Origin of the sequence: Herbihabitans rhizosphaerae (genome assembly GCF_004216555.1) — a bacterium.
Classification (GTDB): domain Bacteria; phylum Actinomycetota; class Actinomycetes; order Mycobacteriales; family Pseudonocardiaceae; genus Herbihabitans; species Herbihabitans rhizosphaerae.
In genome coordinates this window covers 569,203-588,741 of the sequence record NZ_SGWQ01000002.1, presented here as the reverse complement: position 1 = coordinate 588,741, position 19,539 = coordinate 569,203, and the positions used below count along the sequence as shown (strand labels likewise).

17 protein-coding genes and 1 tRNA gene are annotated in these 19,539 nt (G+C 68.6%); 11 read left to right on the top strand and 7 right to left on the bottom strand.

Annotated features, from left to right (window positions below):
* Window positions 1–44: 44 nt before the first annotated feature.
* Entirely contained in the window at window positions 45–503 is a 459-nt protein-coding gene (locus tag EV193_RS33700) for a hypothetical protein (protein WP_207222549.1), read from the top strand.
* Here EV193_RS33700 and EV193_RS08390 read toward each other — a convergent pair.
* Window positions 485–1,615: a GNAT family N-acetyltransferase gene (locus tag EV193_RS08390; RefSeq protein ID WP_130343414.1), complete on the bottom strand. Its 1,131-nt coding sequence runs from the start codon at window positions 1,613–1,615 to the stop codon at window positions 485–487. The genes EV193_RS33700 and EV193_RS08390 overlap by 19 nt on opposite strands.
* Window positions 1,616–1,948: 333 nt before the next feature.
* On the opposite strand from EV193_RS08390, the gene EV193_RS08385 reads away from it, so the two are divergent.
* Window positions 1,949–2,033, top strand: a tRNA-Leu gene (locus EV193_RS08385).
* Between the two features lie 67 nt (window positions 2,034–2,100).
* Here the strand turns inward: EV193_RS08385 and EV193_RS08380 are convergent.
* Entirely contained in the window at window positions 2,101–4,611 is a 2,511-nt protein-coding gene (locus EV193_RS08380; protein ID WP_130343413.1) for a GH92 family glycosyl hydrolase, read from the bottom strand.
* A gap of 110 nt (window positions 4,612–4,721) precedes the next feature.
* On the opposite strand from EV193_RS08380, the gene EV193_RS08375 reads away from it, so the two are divergent.
* The 5 genes from EV193_RS08375 to EV193_RS08355 all read left to right on the top strand — a co-directional run bounded on the left by EV193_RS08375 (window position 4,722) and on the right by EV193_RS08355 (window position 10,355).
* On the top strand, window positions 4,722–5,657 hold the full coding sequence (locus tag EV193_RS08375) for an ABC transporter substrate-binding protein (protein ID WP_130343412.1): 936 nt from the start codon (window positions 4,722–4,724) through the stop codon (window positions 5,655–5,657).
* The gene (locus tag EV193_RS08370; protein ID WP_130343411.1) at window positions 5,647–6,516 is read left to right on the top strand and encodes an amino acid ABC transporter permease; all 870 of its coding nucleotides are present in this window, start codon (window positions 5,647–5,649) and stop codon (window positions 6,514–6,516) included. Before EV193_RS08375 ends, EV193_RS08370 begins: the two co-directional genes overlap by 11 nt.
* A 1-nt stretch (window position 6,517) precedes the next feature.
* Window positions 6,518–7,279 carry an amino acid ABC transporter ATP-binding protein gene (locus EV193_RS08365; protein WP_130343677.1) on the top strand — a complete coding sequence of 254 codons (762 nt, stop codon included), beginning with the start codon at window positions 6,518–6,520 and terminating at the stop codon, window positions 7,277–7,279.
* Complete coding sequence (locus EV193_RS08360; protein ID WP_130343410.1) at window positions 7,276–9,006, top strand: aminotransferase class V-fold PLP-dependent enzyme; 1,731 nt, start codon at window positions 7,276–7,278, stop codon at window positions 9,004–9,006. The genes EV193_RS08365 and EV193_RS08360 overlap by 4 nt, the downstream gene beginning before the upstream one ends.
* 134 nt (window positions 9,007–9,140) lie before the next feature.
* Window positions 9,141–10,355 carry a hypothetical protein gene (locus EV193_RS08355; RefSeq protein WP_130343409.1) on the top strand — a complete coding sequence of 405 codons (1,215 nt, stop codon included), beginning with the start codon at window positions 9,141–9,143 and terminating at the stop codon, window positions 10,353–10,355.
* A gap of 56 nt (window positions 10,356–10,411) precedes the next feature.
* On the opposite strand, the gene EV193_RS08350 is transcribed toward EV193_RS08355, so the two are convergent.
* Window positions 10,412–11,830 (bottom strand): VanW family protein, encoded by a 1,419-nt coding sequence (locus EV193_RS08350; RefSeq protein ID WP_165401288.1) that lies wholly within the window; start codon window positions 11,828–11,830, stop codon window positions 10,412–10,414.
* A 344-nt stretch (window positions 11,831–12,174) separates the two neighbouring features.
* Here EV193_RS08350 and EV193_RS08345 point away from each other — a divergent pair, with 344 nt between their 5' ends.
* Entirely contained in the window at window positions 12,175–12,471 is a 297-nt protein-coding gene (locus EV193_RS08345) for a hypothetical protein (protein WP_130343408.1), read from the top strand.
* 17 nt (window positions 12,472–12,488) lie between these two features.
* On the opposite strand, the gene EV193_RS08340 is transcribed toward EV193_RS08345, so the two are convergent.
* The 3 genes from EV193_RS08340 to EV193_RS08325 form a co-directional block, all read right to left on the bottom strand.
* The gene (locus EV193_RS08340) at window positions 12,489–13,526 is read right to left on the bottom strand and encodes a flavin-containing monooxygenase (RefSeq protein ID WP_341273146.1); all 1,038 of its coding nucleotides are present in this window, start codon (window positions 13,524–13,526) and stop codon (window positions 12,489–12,491) included.
* Entirely contained in the window at window positions 13,523–14,758 is a 1,236-nt protein-coding gene (locus EV193_RS08335) for an FAD-dependent oxidoreductase (RefSeq protein WP_130343407.1), read from the bottom strand. The genes EV193_RS08340 and EV193_RS08335 overlap by 4 nt, the downstream gene beginning before the upstream one ends.
* A gap of 194 nt (window positions 14,759–14,952) precedes the next feature.
* A complete protein-coding gene (locus EV193_RS08325) occupies window positions 14,953–15,537 on the bottom strand; it encodes a TetR/AcrR family transcriptional regulator (RefSeq protein WP_130343406.1) in 585 nt (194 codons plus the stop codon).
* Between the two features lie 155 nt (window positions 15,538–15,692).
* Between EV193_RS08325 and EV193_RS08320 the strand changes: the two genes are divergently transcribed.
* From EV193_RS08320 to EV193_RS08310, 3 genes are all read left to right on the top strand, one after another.
* On the top strand, window positions 15,693–16,739 hold the full coding sequence (locus EV193_RS08320; protein WP_242613218.1) for a cytochrome P450: 1,047 nt from the start codon (window positions 15,693–15,695) through the stop codon (window positions 16,737–16,739).
* A gap of 5 nt (window positions 16,740–16,744) precedes the next feature.
* A complete protein-coding gene (locus tag EV193_RS08315) occupies window positions 16,745–17,398 on the top strand; it encodes a class I SAM-dependent methyltransferase (RefSeq protein ID WP_130343404.1) in 654 nt (217 codons plus the stop codon).
* Window positions 17,399–17,921: 523 nt separating this feature from the next.
* Window positions 17,922–18,701 (top strand): HAD family hydrolase, encoded by a 780-nt coding sequence (locus EV193_RS08310; RefSeq protein ID WP_130343403.1) that lies wholly within the window; start codon window positions 17,922–17,924, stop codon window positions 18,699–18,701.
* Here EV193_RS08310 and EV193_RS08305 read toward each other — a convergent pair.
* The gene (locus tag EV193_RS08305; protein WP_130343402.1) at window positions 18,693–19,469 is read right to left on the bottom strand and encodes a metal-dependent hydrolase; all 777 of its coding nucleotides are present in this window, start codon (window positions 19,467–19,469) and stop codon (window positions 18,693–18,695) included. The two genes, EV193_RS08310 and EV193_RS08305, sit on opposite strands and share 9 nt — an antisense overlap.
* Between the last annotated feature and the right edge of the window lie 70 nt (window positions 19,470–19,539).

The following is a 19,539-nucleotide window of genomic DNA, read 5'->3' as shown; positions in this document are numbered from 1 at the left end:
GTGATCCGTGAAAGAGGCGCCGAGCCGGATGCCGGGCGCGGCTGATGGGTGTAGATCAGGTAGTCGACCGGCTCGGAGTCGTCGATCCAGCCGTGATGGTCGAAGATCCTGGCGACCATGCGCTGGCCGGTGTGCAGCGTCCACTTGTCGAAGTGCATCTGCGACTTCTGCCCGGTGGTGCCCGAGGAGGTCACGTGCAGCGCGACCTCGGACTCGGGCACCGACACCAGCGAGTGCTGCTTGAAGAAGTTGGCGTGTACCAACGGTTGGCGGGCCAGATCGTCGATGTCGGCCATCGCACCCGGTGTGTCGGCCCACAGCGCGGCGAAGAACTCCGAGCGCTCCGCGTGCCACGCGTTGATCTGGTTCATCGCGTCGACGAACAAGTCGTCGCTGTGCTCTTCGTACGGCGGCAGGTCGCACAACTCGGCGACCGCGGACAAGGCCACCGGATCGGGAACCTCGACCGGGTCAAGGTACGAACTCAACGAAACACTCCTTGAGTGTTGAGGTACATCTGCGTCCACTGCGAGATGTACTGCTCGGCGAACGGGCGGAACGCGGCATCCATTGCCAGGCCACGGAAATCGAGCGGCTGCATCGTGCGGGTCATCACGACGTAGTCGTGGAAGCCGTCGGCCTCACGGCGCATCGCCGGGTAGACCGCCGCCGGCAGGAAGCCGTGTGCGAGCAGCGCGCTGAGCCCGTCGAAGGCGTCCAGCGGCACCAGCGTCTCCACGTGGTGGGCGCCGGACTCGGCCAGCCTGGCGATGATCTGGTCCAGGTGTTCGGTGACCACGCCGGCCGAGGGCACCGCACCGATCAGCGCGCAATACCCGTCCGCCGGGCTCAAATGTGCGTACACCTCGTAGTCGCCGTCCGGGCCGGCGAGCAACACGTTGGGCTGGTGGAACGGGTAGAACCGGCGGGCCGGGTCGGTGAGCACCTCGTCGAACCGGCGCAGCACGAATCGGTCGGCTGAAACGAGTTCGATGTCTCCCCCGGCGGCGCGCGCGGTGCGCGGCCGCACGATGTCCGACGGCATGCATTTCGGGCGGACCGGCATTCCCGGCACGCTATCCAGTGCGTCCATGATCGGCCCGAGCCCGATGGGCACCCGTGCCACAGGCACCCGCTGTTCGAGCACCCCGTCCTGATGGCGAGCCAGCAGCACCATGGTTTCGTGCTTGGCCGCCTTGCGCTGATTCGGAAAGATGCCGAGCCCGCGGAACCCCGCGCGCAAGCAGATCCGCTGCGGCGCGGTGGCCGTGGTCCGCGCTGTGGCATAGACCGAATCCACCTCCCCGCTGTCGAGCAACGCGTCCGCCAGCGAGCGCACCGCCTGCTGCGCGACGCCCGAGCCGCGCCTGTCCGGATCGACCACGAGCCCCTGCATCTTGGCCAGCCGGTCCGCCGACGAACGGGTGGCCAAGATCGACGCGACCACCCGGCCCTGAGCCCGGCCGACCAACCAGGTGGTGTCCGGTGAATTGATGTGATCGCCCATCACCTGCGGATCGGTACCGAGCGGAAGCGCGTAGCCCCGCCCGTAGACCTTCCGATACAGCTCAAGTAACTCGTAGACATCATCGATCCGAGCCCGTTCGAACCCCACTCGCAGCCCCTCAGTAAGCGCGCACCCGTCCAGGACGCGCCGGTCGCGCGCCCTGCAGCCAGTCGAAGGTGATCGGGGCCAGTTGCCCCAGAACGTCACCCACAGTAACGTGCCCCGAGGCCGGTTCAAGCTCGGTTTCAGGTCCCACCTGGGCCGATGTACCGTCGAAGCGACCAGGCTCACAAGGGAATACGACCGGATGCACTAACCGAGCTATCGTTCAACGCGAGCCACGTGGTGTCGGAAATCACCACGAAGAGTCACCAACTTTCGGGCACTGAACCCGAGTTGGGCGAGCTCCCCACCATCGGTTAGGCTTGCGTCCTCCACTGAGTCCGAGTGGCGGAATGGCAGACGCGCTAGCTTGAGGTGCTAGTGCCCGGTTAAGGGCGTGGGGGTTCAAGTCCCCCCTCGGACACACACTATTCACCCGGGTCTTGGGTTGAATCGTCACAACGGCCGCGTAATCGCGGACTGGCGGCTGTCTATCTGGATCCGAGCGGACCCAGCTGGTCGCGCGAAAGCGCTTCGCCATCGCGGTTGGACGGCGGCGCATCGGCCGGCTCGGTGCCCCAACCGGTGTCCGGGGTGGCCGACAGGGCGAAGTCCACGGTCGTGTCCCTGGACAACGCGGACGCCGGGACGTAGGTCTGCGTGCGTGCGTCGCCGTCGAGCTTCATGCCGGTGATGTACGGCTTGTCCAGGCCGGCGCCCGGCGCGGTGATGCGCAGGGTCTGCCCGCTGGCCCGGTGCACAGTGATCGACGGGAACAGCGGCGCGGTCACGACCAGATCCGCCTGGGACGGGTTCTGCGGGTACACGGCCATGGCCGAGAACACCAGCCAGGAGCTCATCTGGCCGAGGTCGTCATTGCCCGGAATACCGTCCGGCCCACCGGGTACGCCGTCCTTGGTATCCAGCCACAGCTGCCGGATCGTGGCGCGCACGGTCTCCTGGGTCTTCCACGGCGCGCCCGCGTAGTTGTACAGCCACGGCACGCCGATCGACGGCTCGTTGTCCATGTTGGCGTGGGTAGTGCCGTCCCACGGCCCGATCAGCACCCAGTCGCCGTTCTCGTCCTTGAAGAACCGGTCCAGGCGGGAGATCGCGTTCCGCCGGCCGCCCATGGCGTCGATCAGCCCGGCCGGGTTGTGCTGGACCATCCACACGTACTGCGCCGCGGTGCCCTCGACGAAACCCTTCGCCGACGCGGGGTCGAACCCGGGCACCCAGCTACCGTCGGCGTTGCGGTTCTGGACGTAGCCGCTCTCCGGGTTGAACTGGTTCTGCCAGGACTGCGACCGCTTCGCGAACTCGGCGTAGGACCGCTCGTCCCCGAGCTGCCTGGCGATGGTGGCGAGACCGTGATCGGCCGCGGCCATCTCCAGCGTCTCGTTGGGACACCCCCAGGCATTGCAGTCCGCCGGGTAGAAGCCGTGCCGCAGGAACTTGTCCAGCGACGGGCGCTGCCCGACGACCGCCACCTCGTAGCCGGCACGCGAGTAGTCGTCCTTGGTGGGTACGCGGGCCGCGGTGGCCAGCGAGCCGAACGCCTCGCGCACCGGGAAGTCCTTGCCACCAAAGGACAAGATCCCGGCGAGCGCGACGGCGGACGGATCGCCGACCATCACGTGCGTGCCGCCGTTGAGGTGTGTCCAGCGGTCCCACACGCCCTTGTTCTGGTCGGCCTGGTTGAGCAGCGAGGAGGCGATGTCACTGCCGCGCTTCGGGTCGAGCAGGGTCACCAACTGCACCTGCGAGCGGTACACGTCCCAGCCGGAGAACGTGCCGTACTGCGCGTCCTGCCCTGGCCTCAGCCGGTGTGGCCGCCCGTCGAACCCGGGGTACTGGCCGTTCACGTCGTTGATCACGTTGGGGTGCAGCAGCGAGTGGTACAGCGCGGTGTAGAACGTGCGCCGCTGCTCCTCGGTGCCGCCGCCGACGGCGATCCGGCCCAGCTCGGCGTTCCAGGCTCGCCGGGTCCTGTCTCGGATCTCCTCCAGCGTGGTGCCGTCGGGGTTCTCCTCCGCGAGGTTGGCCTCGGCGTTGCGCGAGGAGACGTAGGAGATGCCGACCCGGGCGTTGACCGTCGATCCCGGTTGGAACATCAGATAGCCGCCGGAGCCCTTGCCATGCGGCGGGTACCCGTAGGCCGGTGACCCGTCGGGCTTGAATCCGCCCTCGTACCCGGTGCCGCCGCGGACGCGGGTGCCGCCCGGCCTCACGGCGGCGTCGCGCCAGGTACCTGTCGCGGTGAACGGCTGGTCGAAGGTGATCGTGTAGTGCAGCGTGTAGTAGCTGCGCTGCAGAATCCTGTCGTCGGTGTACGGCCCGCAGAAGTTGCCGCCGGTGACCGAGCCGGACACGGTGCGCCCCGCCTCGTCGATGGACAGCGCGGCGTCGCTGCTGCCCGCGATGGAGTCCGAGCCGCGCACCAACAGACCGGCGGGCGTGCCGGCCGGGTAGGCGAACCGCAGGCTGCCGGCACGCTGGTCGGCCGCCATCGACGCGGTCACCCCGGAGTCCAGCCCCACCTGGTAGAAGCCGGGCTGCGCCTGCTCGTTGGCGTGCTTGAAGGTGCTGCGATACGGCGCGGTGTACTCCGAGGCCGCCGGCGAGGTGGTGACCTCCCGCGTGATCGGCATCAGCGGCACGTCGCCGGCGCTGCCGATGCACCCGGGGCCGGACAGGTGGGCGAGGCTGAAGCCGGAGATGTAGTCGGTGTCGTACTGGTAGCCACTCGGCGAGGCCGGCCGGATCGCTCCTTTGCCGGCGTTCGGGCCGGACGTGGGCCCGTAGTAGCGACGCTGGTCCGGCGACAGGCTCAGCATGCCGAACGGCGCGACGGCTCCCGGGAACGTGTTGCCCTTGTTCGCGCTGCCGACGAACGGGTCGACGTGGCGGGCCGGATCACCGGCCGGTTGCCCGGCCTGCGCGGGCTGCGCCGCGAACGGGACGAGGGCGGCCACGAGGACGGGGGCGAGCGTGAAGCGCATGACAGGAGTCCCTCCGGTGCGTCCGACACAAGGACTTCTACACGGTGTCGACTTCTTCAACAAGACGTTGTACTTTGCGTTGACCCAGATGGCCCAGCCCGGAGGTCGTGATGTCGAGAAGCCGGATTCCACACGTCAAGTGGCTCGTCGCGGGCCTGACACTGGTCGCCGTCGCCGGCTGCGGTGACGGCAGCGGCAGTGACGGTGGCAGGGCCGCATCGCCCATCCCGGACAACACGCAGGTGATCGCCGGTGTGCGCAAGGACCCGGCGATGCACGCCGCGCTGCCGGACCGGGTGAAACAGGCCGGCACGCTCCAGGTGGCGTCCAGCCTGCAGTCAGCGCCGAACAACTTCTACTCCGCCGACGGCAAGACGCCCATCGGCTACGAGGTGGACCTGGCCAAGGCGATCGCCGCGAAGCTCGGCGTGGGCGTCGCACACCAGGACATGGCGTTCGGCTCGCTGATCACCGGCCTCCAGTCGGGGCGGGTGGACCTGACCATGGCCGCGATGAACGACACCAAGCCACGCCAGCGGCAGATCGACTTCATCGACTACTTCACCTCGGGCATCACGATCATGGTGCGCAAGGGCAATCCGGACGGCATCACCGGCTCGGACACGTTGTGCGGCAAGGCAGTCGCCGTGGTCCAGGGCACCACGCACCAGGCCTTCGCCGCCGAGCAGACCGCGCGCTGCACCGGCGCCGGCAAGCCCGCGGTGAACGCGGTGGCGACCGACAGCGACACGCAGAACCAGAACCAGCTGCGCACCGGCAGGGTCGCGGCGATCCTGAACGATCTGCCGACCGCGGTGTACGTCTCCCGCACCGCGGGTGACGGCGCGTTCTTCGAGGTCGTGCCGGGTGCGCCGATCAACGGCGGGCCGTACGGGATCGGCGTCGACAAGAACAACCGTCCACTCGCCGACGCCATCCGCGCGGCGTTGCGGGCGCTGATCGCCGACGGCACCTACGGCGCGATCCTGCGCTCCTGGGGCGTGGAGCAGGGCGCGGTCAAGGAGGCCGTGATCAATGGCGGCTGACACCGAGCCACTGCCCGTGGTGCCGCTGCGCCGGTGGGGACGCTGGATCAGCGCGCTGATCATCATCGCCCTGCTGGTGCTGCTCGGAATCGCCCTGGGCAACGCGAAGATCCAGTGGAACTCCGTCCCGGACTTCCTGTGGTATCGGGTGATGGCGATCGGGCTGCTGAACACCGTGGTGCTGGCGGTGCTGGCACAGGCGAGCGCGATCGTCATCGGCGTGGTGATCGCGTTGCTGCGGCTGTCTGCCAATCCGGTCGCGCGGTGGTTCGCCTCGGGCTACATCTGGTTGTTCCGCGGTCTGCCGGTGCTGCTGCAGATCCTGATCTGGTACAACCTGGCGCTTGTCTTCCCCATGATCTCGATCTCGCTGCCGTTCGGCGGACACCTTGTTCACGAGCAGACCAACGTGCTGATCAGCGCGTTCACCGCGGCCCTGCTCGGCCTGGCGCTCAACGAGAGCGCGTACATGGCCGAGATCGTGCGCGCAGGGCTCACCAGCGTGAGCACCGGGCAGACCGAGGCCGCGAAGTCGATCGGCATGACGCCGGCGACGACCTTGCGCCGGGTGGTGCTCCCCCAGGCCATGCGCGTGATCATCCCGCCGACCGGCAACGACTTCATCAACATGCTCAAGGGCACGTCGATGGCGTCGGTCATCGGGGTGACCGAGCTGATCCACGCGTCCAACAACATCTCCTCGCACAACCTGCTGGTCATGGAGACGCTGCTCGCGGCGGCCGTGTGGTACATGGTCGTGGTCACGATCGCGAGCATCGGCCAGCACTACCTCGAACGTGCCTTCGGCGCCGCCGATCGCGGCCCGGTGTCCAGGGCGGCAAGGAGCGCCCGTGTCTGACCTGCCACTGTTGCGCACCGTCGGCGTGCACAAGTCCTACGGCGGCACCGAGGTTCTGCGCGGCATCGACCTCGACGTCGCCAAGGGGCGGGTGGTCTGCCTGCTCGGCCCGTCCGGCGGCGGCAAGAGCACCTTCCTGCGGTGCGTCAACCACCTGGAAACCGTTGACGCGGGCCAGATCTGGGTCGCGGGCGAGCCGATGGGCTACCGGCTGCGGCACGGGAAACTGTACGAGCTGCGCGAGCGCGAGGTCGCCCGGCAGCGCCGCAAGATCGGCATGGTGTTCCAGCACTTCAACCTGTTCGGGCACCGCACAGCGCTGCAGAACGTCATGGATGGCCCGATCCGGGTGCTGGGCACGCCGCGCGAGCAGGCCAGGGCCGAGGCGCTCGATCTGCTCGAGCGGGTCGGTCTGGCCGAGCGTACCGGCGCCTATCCGGCGCAGCTGTCCGGCGGGCAGCAGCAGCGGGTCGCGATCGCCCGGTCGCTGGCCATGAAACCGGAGCTGATGCTGTTTGATGAACCCACCTCCGCGCTCGACCCCGAGCTGGTCGGTGATGTGCTGGCGGTGATGACCTCACTCGCGGCAGAGGGGATGACCATGCTGGTCGTGACACACGAGATGGGCTTCGCCGCCGAAGCCGCCGACGAGGTGGTGTTCCTCGCCGACGGCGCCGTGGTCGAGACCGGCCCGCCGAGTCAGGTGCTCGGCGATCCGCGGGAGGACCGCACCCGACAGTTCCTCGCCCGGGTTCTCGCATGAGCCGGATCGCCCCCCGGTACCTGCTGCAGTTCGACGAGCCGGCGGGCTACCTCGACTTCGCCCGCTTCGGGCCGCCGTCGCACGCCGTGCTGGACACCACGGTCCACCTGCTCGACCAGACCACCACCGCTGGACCGTCCACAGTGGACGAGCTGATGCGGCAGGAGGTCCGCGCCAAGGCCGCCGCGGCACGGCTGTCCGGCACCGACACCGACCACGTCGTGCTGTTGCCCAACACCAGCTCGGGCCTGTTCCAGGCGGCGTTCAACACGCCGGGCGGCGAGGTACTGGTACCCGCCGCGGAGTTCCCCGCCAACACCTACCCGTGGGCGCGGGCCGAGCAGGCCGGCCTGCTCACCGTGCGCTGGCTGCGCGGTGGCCACGTCACCCCCGAGGCCGTCGCCGCCGCGCTCACCCCCGCCGTCACGACCGTCGCGGTGAGCGCGGTGGACTACCGCACCGGCTACCGCGCCGATCTCGCCGCGCTGCGCGAGGTCGTCGGCGACCGGCTGCTGGTGGTGGACGCCATCCAGGGCTTCGGCGTGGCCGACGAACCGTGGGAGGCGGCCGACATCCTGGTCGCCGGCGGGCAGAAGTGGCTGCGCGCCGGCTGGGGAACCGGCTTCGCCGTGCTGTCCGACCGGGCCCTGGAGCGCACCAGGCCGCTGCTGTCCGGCTGGACCGGCGCCCTGGACCCGGGGTTGTTCGACGAGATGATCCATCCGCCGGACCCGACCGCCGCCGGCTGGTCGATCAGCAACCTCAGCCCGGTCACCTCCGGCGCGCTGGCCGCCGCGCTGGAGCTGGTCGAGCAGGCACGGGTGCCCGCGATCGCGGGGCGGATCGCCGAGCGGATCGGCGAGCTGGAGCAGGTTCTCGAGTCCGCGGGCGGGCGGATCGTGTCCGCGACCGAGCGGCGCGCCGGCATCCTCGGGTTCGACCTGCCCGGCTATCCAGCCGAGCAGGTCGGCGCGGCGCTGACCGCCGCCGACATCGCCGCGACCGTGCGGCCGGACCACGTCCGCCTCTCCCCACACGCCTCGACGCCGGCAACGGCCGCCGACCGGGTGCGCGCCGCGCTGGCCCGGCTGGTCCGGCCGGTGACCACCGTCGCCGCTCCGGCCCGAGCGGCCGGTGGTGCGCCGCCGTCCGACGTGCTGACCGCGCTCGTGCCCGCCGTGCACGGGCTCGCCGCGATGCTCGGCCCGGGCAACGAGGTGCTGCTGCACGACCTGAGCAAGCTGCCGGACTCGATCATCGCGATCGCCGGTGACGTCACCGGCCGGACCGTCGGCGGCCCGATGACCGATCTGCTGCTCGGGCTCATCCGCAGGGGAACCACGCAGAACCTGACCAACTACCTGACCTACGGCCCGGACGGCAGGTCGATCCGCTCCTCGACGCTGTTCCTGCGCGACGGCGAGGGCACGGCGATCGGCTGCTTGTGCGTCAACAGCGAACTGGCCAACGGGGAGCAGCCGAGGACGCCCCACCGGGAGACGTTCCCGCCGGACGTGGACAGCCTGCAGCGGTTCCTGGTCGACCGGGCGATCACCAAGACCGGCGTGCCGATCGAGCTGATGAAGAAGGCGCACAAGGCTGCCGTGGTGCGCGAGCTCGACGACGCCGGCTTCTTCCTGATCAAGGAATCCGTCGAGCACCTCGCCGGACAGCTCGACGTCACCCGGCACACGATCTACAACTACCTCAACGAGATCCGCGGCTAGACGAGTAAGTCCGAATTCGATCAGCGGTCGTAGGCGATCAGAGATCGTGCGATCGGTGGGTCGGTGGTTCGCCGGCTGGAAATGGTCGACAGCTCGGGTCACACTGGGTAGGCACTCGATCTCAGGGGGATCTCATGACGGAGCGGGTCTCGGTGTACCGGGCGTTGTTCGCGATCGATGTCGAGCGGTCCAGCGCGCGGGACAACGCCGGCTACGCGCGCATGCGGGAGGCGCTGTTTCCCGCGGTGGTCGAGGCGTTCGAGGCCAGCGGGATCGACTGGGCGCGTTGCGAGACACAGGATCGCGGCGACGAGCTGATCGTGTTGGTGGAGCCGGACGTGCCCAAGTCGCGCCTGGTGTATCCGCTGCTCGGGCACCTCGCCGAGACGCTGCGGCACCGCAACCGGACCGCTCGCGAGGACGATGTGATCCGGGTGCGGGTGGCGCTGCACGCTGGCGATCTGGTGCGCGACGCGCACGGGCTGACCGGGTCGCCGAAGGTCGTGCTGGCCCGGATGCTCAACGCGCCGGCGACCAAGCTGGCGCTCGCCGGCACACCCGCCGCGACCGTGGTGCTGGTCGTGTCCGACGTGTTCCACACCGACGTGATCTCCCAGGGACACAAGGGAATCCACCCCGAGGAGTTCGCCGGGACCACGGTCGCGATCACCGACTCCAAGACCGTGCGGGCGTGGCTGACCGTGATCGGACACCGTTCCCAGGCATCTGCCCACGATCGCAGCGCCACGCTCGAGAAGGCGAGGCAAGCCTCCCCCGGCGACGACAGCGACAAGCCGGAACAAGTGCCCACCGCCTCTGTCACACCACGCCGGCGCCGGTGGCTGCTGGCAGCAGGAGCGGCCGGGGTGGCCGTGCTCATGATCGCCGTCATCGTGGTCCTGGTCAGCCGTGACGAGCTCGGCACTGTCCCGCCACCCGAGAAGGACTTTCCGACCGCGGCCGAGGAATGCCATACAGCCACCGGCGCTGGGGAAATCCTCCCCACCGGGAGCGCGCTCACGTCCCATGCCCAGCTAGGCGAGATCCTTGACTTTGGCCCAATGAACGGATCGGTTTGGCGCACCGTCAAGGACAGCCGCACTTACATCTGGGGCCGCGCCGGATCCGATGACCACGACCGGCAAAACGGCGGAATCATGACCCGCTGGAAGATCGGCAACGGTCCCTGGCACAACTGCGCGGTGCCGCTACCAGCAACCGAACCGGACTACGTGTACTCACCGGCCGTAGCGACTCAGATCAGCGGCAAGGACACCACGATCGAGGTCTGCCTCTGGCGCGACACCCCGCCGGCTCACAAATGCAGCGCACCCCGCACGAACACCTGACCCGGTCAACTGATCAGGCCCGAGTGTGTCCATTGACCGTCGGCCACGAAGTGCGCTCAGGGTGTGGGCTTCTCGGCCTGGCAGCGGATCGCGGGCACCGGGTTGTACACCACTGTCCGGGGCGTGCGGCGGATTTCCTTTCCGGTCAGATCGCGGACGATCTGGGTGTCCGAGGTGCTGAATCCGGACTGCCCCTTGCTGGCGCGACACGACTCGCCCGGGGGTTTGATCGTTGTCGGCGCACCCGTGGAGCCGTAGCGGCCGCCGTTGACGGATTCGATCGTGTAGCGCTTCGTCCCCCACAGCTTCACCGTGATCGTGGCGGGCGTCCAGATGGTCTGGATCGCCACGGCGGTGGGATTGTCGTTGCGGAACTTCAAGTCGATCACACTGGAGCCGTTGGGATTCTGGAATACCGTCGCCTCACGGCCCATCGGATAGCGACTGATGTAGTAACTGTGCTCCTTATGCTCGACATCGGTCATGGCGGCGAAATACGACGCGTTGTACATCGTCGTCGCGAACTGCGAAATACCGCCACCGACCGCACGAGCCGGCACGCCCTCCTCGATCACACCGGCCTCGACGTAACCCTGCGCCCTGCCCCGCGGCCCAGTGAAACCGTTGAGACTGAACGTCCCACCCGGCGGGAGCACCGCCCCGTTCACCTTCTCGGCCACCACACGGATGTTCACCCCCGAATCGCGGGCGAAACCCTTGGTGGTGAACTCACCGATCACTTCGTTCACGCCGAGCGCGGTCACCTGCTCGGTGCCCACCGCCGGCGGCACCGTCCGATACGCGAGCTCCACCACCCGGTCACGTGGCCGCGCGAGCACCTCGGGCAACGCCGCGGCCAGGCGATCCCAGTCGACGCGACGGCCCGCGACGGAGGGCTCCACGCTCGGCCGCCCGTCAGCGAACCGCAATCGCGCGTCCGAAGCCGGCCGCTCGGTCGGCAACACCTGCGGACCCAACACATTCACCAACGCCGCGCCGTCCGCCCTGGACAGGACCGGACTCACCTCGGTCGTCGTGAACAGCGACCGCACCCGCGTCCACGGCGCAACCGGCTGGTCACCGGCTCGGTCGAGCGTTGCCGCCCAGTCGGCCGTGACGTTGACACCACGCGGATCGAGCACCGCGCGCGCACCGTCCGCCCCCACCACCGTGACCGGCTCGGCGAGCCGCGACGCCAACCGCTCGGTCAACCGCGACTCCGCCTCGGCCCGCGTCAGACCGCCCACCTCCACACCGGCGACGACCACGCCACGCGGCACAGTCCCGGCTGACACCAGCAGGTCCACCCCGTAGACGCCGCCGAGAACCAGGAGCCCGATCAGCGCGGCCAACAGCGGCCAGCGACGCCGCGCGCGACCCGGCTCAGTCTCGGCGACCGCACCATCGTCGGTCTGTGCCTCGGCATCGCTGACCTGCCGATCGATCTGGATGTGACTACTGCCGTCGTCGGTCACTGGTCTCCTCGCGCCATGTGAAGGGAGGCATCGTCAATATCATGAGCGTCCGCCCCGACGCGCCGACGGCGACCCCCGCGACCGCGCGCCGGCGGTGTCAACGAATGGCGGGTATCACCCACACGGTCACGCCTCGGCGGTCTCGTACACGGTGCAACCGAATCCGTTCCCGGTTCCGTCCTCCAACCATGAAACGAATCACCATTACGATCAGTGCAAGTGTCCTGGCAATCCTGGGAACGGCATGCGCCAACCCCGCGTCGAGTAGCACTCCCCCAGGCCAGTCGACGAGCCCACCACCCAATTCGTCGCCTGGTCGGCCGCCGCCGGCACAGCATCAGGTGGTGCCGCAGGGACAGGTGGACGCGGCGGCGCTGCACGATTTCCAAGCCAAGGTGTGGACCGAACGCCGCGGCACTACGGTCGGCCTGAAGGGCAAGGAAAGCGGGTGCAGTCGTGCGAATGCTGAAATCGCCGAGCAATCCGCGGCCAAGGTCGTCGTGAGAATTGTGGAAACCGTTCCCAAGGAATCCAGGCCGTGCACGATGGACATCCGCTATCCGGATCTTGTGGTGCACCTGGTCGAGCCCCTGGCGAACAGGACGGTCGTGCTGACCCAGGAGGGGCGACAAACCTCCTGAGCCGGCGGGTCGTGGAGTCAGGCCCGCAGGAGTCGATCGATCACGTACCTCGCGTCGCGGCCGACCCCGCGCAGCGAGTTCGACGAGAGGGTGCGCTGGTTCTCCAGGCCGACGTAGCCGAGTCCCGGCACCGTCGTGGACACGCCGTTCCTGTGGACCGGCATGCCGCCGTCGTCGAGTGCGTGCGTCTCGGACAGGTAGCCGAGATCGGGCCGGTAGCCGGTGGCGATAAGCAGGGTGTCGACTCGTTCGCGGCGGCCGTCGGCCCAGATCACGCCGTCGCCGTCCAGGTGGGAGAACACCGGCGTCCGCTCGGGCCGGTCGTCCTCGATCGCCGCGCGGTAGCTGCCGGTGTCGAAGACGGGCTGGGTGAAGGACTCCGGCAGCCACCGCCCGATCGGCCAGCTGTCGATTCGGGTGATGTGCTGCCACCAGTGCAGGTCACGACCCAACGGACGCTGCGGGACGAACTTCACCGGCGAGCGACTGGTCAGGGTCACCTTCGCGTGCCGGGCAAGCTCGACCGCGATCTGCACCGCCGAGTTACCCGCGCCGACCACGACAACCCGTTGCCCCGCAAGGGATCGCGGGGTCGTGTAGGCGGACGCGTGCAGAATCGCCCCGGTGAACTCGCCGTCGAAGCTCGGCACGTGTGGTTGCCCGAAGGCGCCGGTCGCCGCGATGAGGTACCGCGCGTGCAGGGGCCGCCGGCCGGCGAGTTCGACCGTGAACCGCGAGTCCACTGTGGACACAGCGGTGACGCGGTGGCCGGTGCGGATGTCGACGTCGAGGGCGGTGGCGTACTGCTTGAGGTAGTCGACCACCTCGTCACGGCGGGGATACCGGTCCGGGTCTCCAGGGAACGCCATACCGGGCAACGAGCTGAACCGGGCCGGCGAGAACAGGGTGAGGCTGTCGTAGTAACGCGGCCAGGACCCGGTCGGCGCGTCCGAACCCTCCAGCACGACCGGATCGAATCCCTTGTCCCGTAAGGCTTTCGCGGCGGCGAGCCCAGCCTGCCCTGCGCCGATGACGACGGCGTCGTGCATGCTCATGCGGTGGCCTCCAGGACGAGTTCCACCCGTTCGGCCGACGCGCGATCTCCGGCCAGGTCCGCGGCAATGCTGCGCACCTGCTCGTAGCCGGTCAGCGCGAGGAACGTCGGCGCCCGGCCGTAGCTCTTCATGCCGGCCACGAACAGACCCGGCTCCGGGTGCGCCAGCTCGACCACCCCGTGCGGGCGGACCGTGCCGCAGGAGTGCACATTCGGGTCGATCAGCGGGGCGAGCTTCACCGGAGCTTGCAGCGTCGGATCCAGGTCGAGGCGCACCTCGGACAGGAACCCGAGATCCGGCCGGAACCCGGTCAGCACCACCACCTCGTCCACGCCCTCGATCCGCGCACCCTCCTCGGATACCAGCGTCACGGCGTCCACTGTGGACTCGACGGCCGCGGTGCGGAACCCGGTCACCACCTCCACCGTGCCGGCGTCGACGGCCTGCCTCGCCCGCAAGCCGAGCGCACCGCGCTGAGCAAGTTGGTCGGACTCCCCGCTGCCGAAGGTGTTCGGCGACAGGCCGCGACGCAGCACCCAACTCACCCGCGTCGCACCGTCCTGTTCGGACAGCCGGGCCAACTGGATCAACGCGGTCAGCGCCGAATGCCCACGCCCGACCACCACCGTGTGCTTGCCCAGATACCGCGCCCGGGTCACATCGTCACCGAAGTCCGGAACGCGGTAACTGATCCGCTCCCCGGCGGCAGCCTCGCCGACCGCGGGAAGCCCGTCCGCACCGGCCGGACTCGGCGAGTTCCACGTGCCGCTCGCATCGATCACCGCGCGCGCCGTGATCAGCTCCTGCCCGCCGCGACCGGCCCCGGTCAGGTGCACCGTGAACGGCTCGTCCTCGCGGCCCGCGTCAACCACCCGATCCCACCCCCGGCGCGCCACCCCGGTCACCACCGCGCCGAACCGCACCCGCTCCCCCAGCGCGGCCGCAAGCGGCCCCAGATACTGGTCCACCCACTGACCTCCGGTCGGATAGACGTCCCCGGCCGGCCTCACCCAACCGGTCGAAGCAAGCAACCGGGCAGCCGCTTCGTCGACCAGCTCAGCCCACCGCGAGAACAACCGCACGTGGCCCCACTCGCGCACCGCGGCACCCGCCGCGTCACCAGCCTCCAGCACCAACGGCTCAAGCCCACGCTCCAGCACGTGTGCCGCCGCCGCCAGCCCGACCGGCCCGGCTCCGACGATCACCACCGGCTCACCCACGACAACCTCCATCGATCCATATCGATTTATCCATCGATGTGGATGAATGTAGCGGCCGAGCCGACCGGGTGCAACCATCGATTACGGTCGATGATATTGCCCAATCGATGCTGCGGAACCGATCCTGGGCCTGGTCGGCGAGGTTCGTCGGGTCTTGCGACCGGGCGCGATGTTCGTCTACACCGTGCGGCACACCGACGATGCCCCTACGGCGCCGGTCGCTCGCTCGGTTCGGGCTGGGCGGCGTCAAGCGCGGCGTGCACGGCGCGGCCGATGCGGTCGGCCGCGGTGTCCGGATCGGGTTGACCGACGTCGAGCCAGGCCAGGACGGCCTCCAACACCAGCGTCGGGACGAGCCGGGCGGCCCAGGCGCGCCACGGTCCGTCCGGGACGTGGTCGGCGAGCGCGTTCGCCGCGATCTCGGTCGAGGCCGCCCTCATCGTCTCGATCACGTCGCGGAACTCCGGTTCCCGGCCCGCGTGCCGAAACAGGAGCCGGAACCCGTCCGGATCCGCGACCGCGGCACGCACGAGGTCGGCGATGCTGTTGTCGTCGAAGTCGCGGGAGCCGACGGTGTCGCCGAGGTGGGCGCGGGCCCGATCCAACACGGCCCGGTACAGGTCGGTCCTCGAGTCGAAATGCCGGTACAGCAGCACCCGCGTGATCCCGGCTTCCACCGCGACATCGTCGACGCTGGTGGCGGCATAGCCGGCGCGGGCGAACACACGCGTCGCCGCGTCGAGAATCTGCTCACGCCGCTGCGCCCGAGGCAGCCGCTGACTCGTCGCCACGAACCCTCCTTGTTAACAGGCATGTTTACTTCTACGCTAGTTTACAACGTTGTGTATCTGCAGATGTTAACTAGGAGGCCCCAGCGATGGTGGCGTTGCGAAGCTCCGGGCCGATCCATCGGATACGCACGCCCGTCGGGGACGATGCCTGGCTGGTGACCGATTACGCCGAGGTGCGACGACTGCTCGGCGACGACCGGTTGGGCCGATCGCACCCCGAGCCGGACAGCGCGGCCCGCACGGGCGAGTCGGCCCTGTTCGGCGGGCCGCTGGGCTCGTTCGACACCGAGCACACCGACCACGCGCGGATGCGCTCACTGCTGGCACCGCACTTCACGGCGAAGCGGATGCGCGCGTTGACCGACCGGGTGTCGGAGCTGACCAGCGAATCGGTCGACGCGCTCGCCGAGCACGGGCCGCCAGCGGACCTGCACGCGCTGGTGGCCGTTCCGCTGCCGGTGCTGGTGATCTGCGAGTTGCTCGGCGTGCCGTACGAGGATCGCGACCGATTCCGCGCCTGGACCGGTCAGGTGGGCGACGTGCGGGATCGAGCGCGCTCCGAGCGTGGGCTGGGCGCGCTGTTCGAGTACGGCCGAGACCTGGTCGCCCGCAAGCGGCGCGAGCCGGCGGACGACGTGATCTCCCGGCTGTGCGCCACGGACGGCGTCGGTGACGACGAGGCGGCGATGCTGTCCATGGCGTTGTTGTTCGCCGGCCACGAGACCACGGTCGCGCGGATCGGCCTCGGCGCCGCGCTGCTGCTGGACACCCCGGAGCACTGGCGGGCCCTGGCCAGCGACCCCGAGCTGGTTCCCGGTGCGGTCGAAGAGATCCTGCGCGCCCCCGGCCAAGGCGGTGGCGGCATCCCGCGCTACGCCCGCACCGACCTCGAGATCGCCGGAACAGCCGTCCGCGCCGGTGAACTGGTGCTGCTGGACACCAACACCGCCAACCACGACCCCACGGTGTTCGCCGACCCGGACCAGGTCGACATCACCCGCACCGGCGCCGCACACCTCACCTTCGGGCACGGGATCCGCTACTGCATCGGCGCCCCACTCGCCCGCATCGAACTGTGTGCCGTGTTCACGCAGCTCACCACGCGGTTCCCCACGATGCGGCTCACCAGGCCGGCTAACGAGCTGACGCCACGGCGTGACGTACTGACCGGCGGGTTCACGACACTCGCGGTGGAATGGTGAACGACATGGCACACCAGCATCCGATCTTCGCCCGCGTGTACCCGGCGCTCAGCCGGGCGGCCGAACGTGGCGGCATGACCGAGCACCGACAGCGGCTACTGGCCGGCCTGACCGGTGAGGTGATCGAGATCGGCGCCGGCAACGGCCTCAACTTCCGCCACTATCCGCCCACGGTGACCCGGGTCGTCGCCGTCGAGCCCGAGCACCGGCTACGTCGGCTCGCCGAGATCGCCGCCGAGCGAGCCCCCGTCCCGGTCGAGGTGGTCGCCGGCCTCGCCGAGCACCTCCCGACCGCCGATGCCAGCCTTGACGCCGCCGTGGTGTCCCTGGTGCTGTGCTCGATCAACGATCCAGGTGCCGCGCTGCGCGAGATCAGGCGCGTACTCAAAACGGGCGGCCAGCTCCGATTCCTCGAACACGTCCGCGCCGACACCCGCGGCATCGCCCGCACCCAACGAATCCTCGACGCGACCATCTGGCCGCACCTCGCCGGCGGCTGCCACACCGGCCGCGACACCACCGCCACGATCAACGAATCCGGGTTCACCATCGAGTCGATCGACCGGTTCTGGCTCGGCAACGCCCGCACGCCGTTCACCCGCCACATCCTCGGCACCGCCACACCAGTCCCCAGGGAACCGGACCATTCTGCCGGCTGAATTGTGGCGGTAATGGAGCGGTGCCACATCCCGATCGGCAGGGTGTTCCGCTCTCCCGCGCCCTGGTGAGGACCTGCCCATGATGACGTTTCTGGCCATCGCCGGCTCCGTAGCATCGCTTCTGGCGTTCTATGCGGCGGTGTTCGAGCTGGGCCGCCGCGCGGGTCGAAAGCGCGCACGCTCTGACGGTGAGCTCGCCCGGGTAGCGCCAGAGACAGCATTCGCAAGGTTCCGAGCGGCGATTGAAACGGCAGTCCGGGAGCAATGGACGTCGTCGGCTACTCCGTTCACGCCATCGTGGCCGAGATCATGCCTCAGATCAGGCGCAGCCTGTCGGCCGGCCACAGGGTGCGCATACTGATGCTCAATCCGGACTCTCAGTCCATAGTCGAGAAAACCGCGTTGGAGCACGCCGCGGCAAGATTGACCATCCCGCAGTTCCTTGAGCGAACGAGGCGGAATGTTTCACATGTCGCTTCGGAATTGAACGCATTGGCCGCAGCTGTCACCTATCAAGACAATTGTGGCCAATGTCAATCTTCAGATCCGGGTGTACCACTCAACACGCCAATGGTTCGACTACCTCTGGGAATTTCGGTCTCGACCGTACGGGCGTGCCGCCGTACTTATTGATCTCTACGACACGTTGATCAGGGTGAAGCCGGGCGTCCGAGAATCCATGCACGCCCAGATGGCCGAGATGTTGTCCATTGACGCGAACAGACTGGCGCAGGAATGGGAATCGACGACATATGACAGCAACGTCGGGGGCATCGTCGATACGTCAGCGAGGTTCGCGGTTATTCTGGAGCGGCTTGGTGTCACGGGCGACGTTGACGTGGGCAAACTTGCTCAAATGGAGCACGATATGCTCCTGGAGAACATCGAACTCGGCCCATGGGCGGCAGAATTTCTGATCCAATTGAGGCGTCGAGGCTACAAGGTGGGCCTTGTCAGCAACTGTTCGCCCAGCGTGAACTGGGCACTGAACGCCAGCGGGCTGCGGTCGCATTTCGATTGCGAAGTTCTCTCCTATCAGATACGCGCGGTGAAGCCGGATCCGCGAATCTATGATCACGCACTCTCGCTCCTGAACTGTCAGGCTCAAGAGGCATATTTCCTTGGGGACGGCAACAATGGCGAGTTGAGCGCCGCGGAGAGCTGTGGCATCACGCCCATAGAGGTCACCTGGGCATCCGGCGGCCGTGAACTGCCTTCCGTCAGTAATTGGAAGCGAGTCTCAGATTTTCGAATGGCCGCGGAGCTTATCGACGAGGAGGCGCGATGGACGTTTTCACGGTGACGCCGTCGGCGAGTCGAACACACCGCCGATGGTGGCCACCGTGAAGGCCCACACGCCTGGCAACAGCAACACCGCCAGCACGGCGAAGGCCGGGAACACGACGAGGTTCTCCACACGGCGACCGGTGCGGATGCGCAGGACCTTGGGCGGGCGGAGTTCATACCAGGTCTCACCGGCGATCGGGATCGGAAAGAGGAACGGGCAACCCGATTCGGTGATGGCGTCGCCGAGGCAGTGGACCACGCAGCCCAACGCGACCGCGACACCCAGCAAACCGGCCAGCGCGTCCAATTGCGCCACCACATCCGGCGCCTTGTACACCCAGACGACCACCGCGGCGCAGCCGACCGGCAGCAGCCAGTCGCCCAGGCAGGCGTCGGCGAGCAGCAGGCCGAGCAGCACGATCGCGGCGACCACCCACGCGCCACCGGCCTTCGTGCCGGCATGGGTGGCGAAGCCGAGTCCGACCGCGAACAGCACGGTGTGCGACAGGTGGCGATGAGTTCCGGTGCGCTTCTCGTCCCTGGGCCCCTTCGTCACCGCGTACAGCGCCGCCGAGGCGCGCCGCAGCAGCCAACTCACCGCCCGGGAGAACGGGCCGAGCAGCCGGGAGGCCTTCGCGCCGGGGTGATCGAGATCGGGCAGCAGCGCGAACCCGGCGGTCGTCGCGGCGAACGCCAGCACCTGGTACACCGACCCGATGCCGAGCAGGGGCGCCGCGGCCAGTCCCGCGCACCAACCGGTCAACGCGTGCGTGCGGCCCATCATCAGCGAAAGCCCTCCCCCTGCGTGCCCACGACCGGCGATCCAATCAGATCCAGCCCGCGCGGACGGCGCG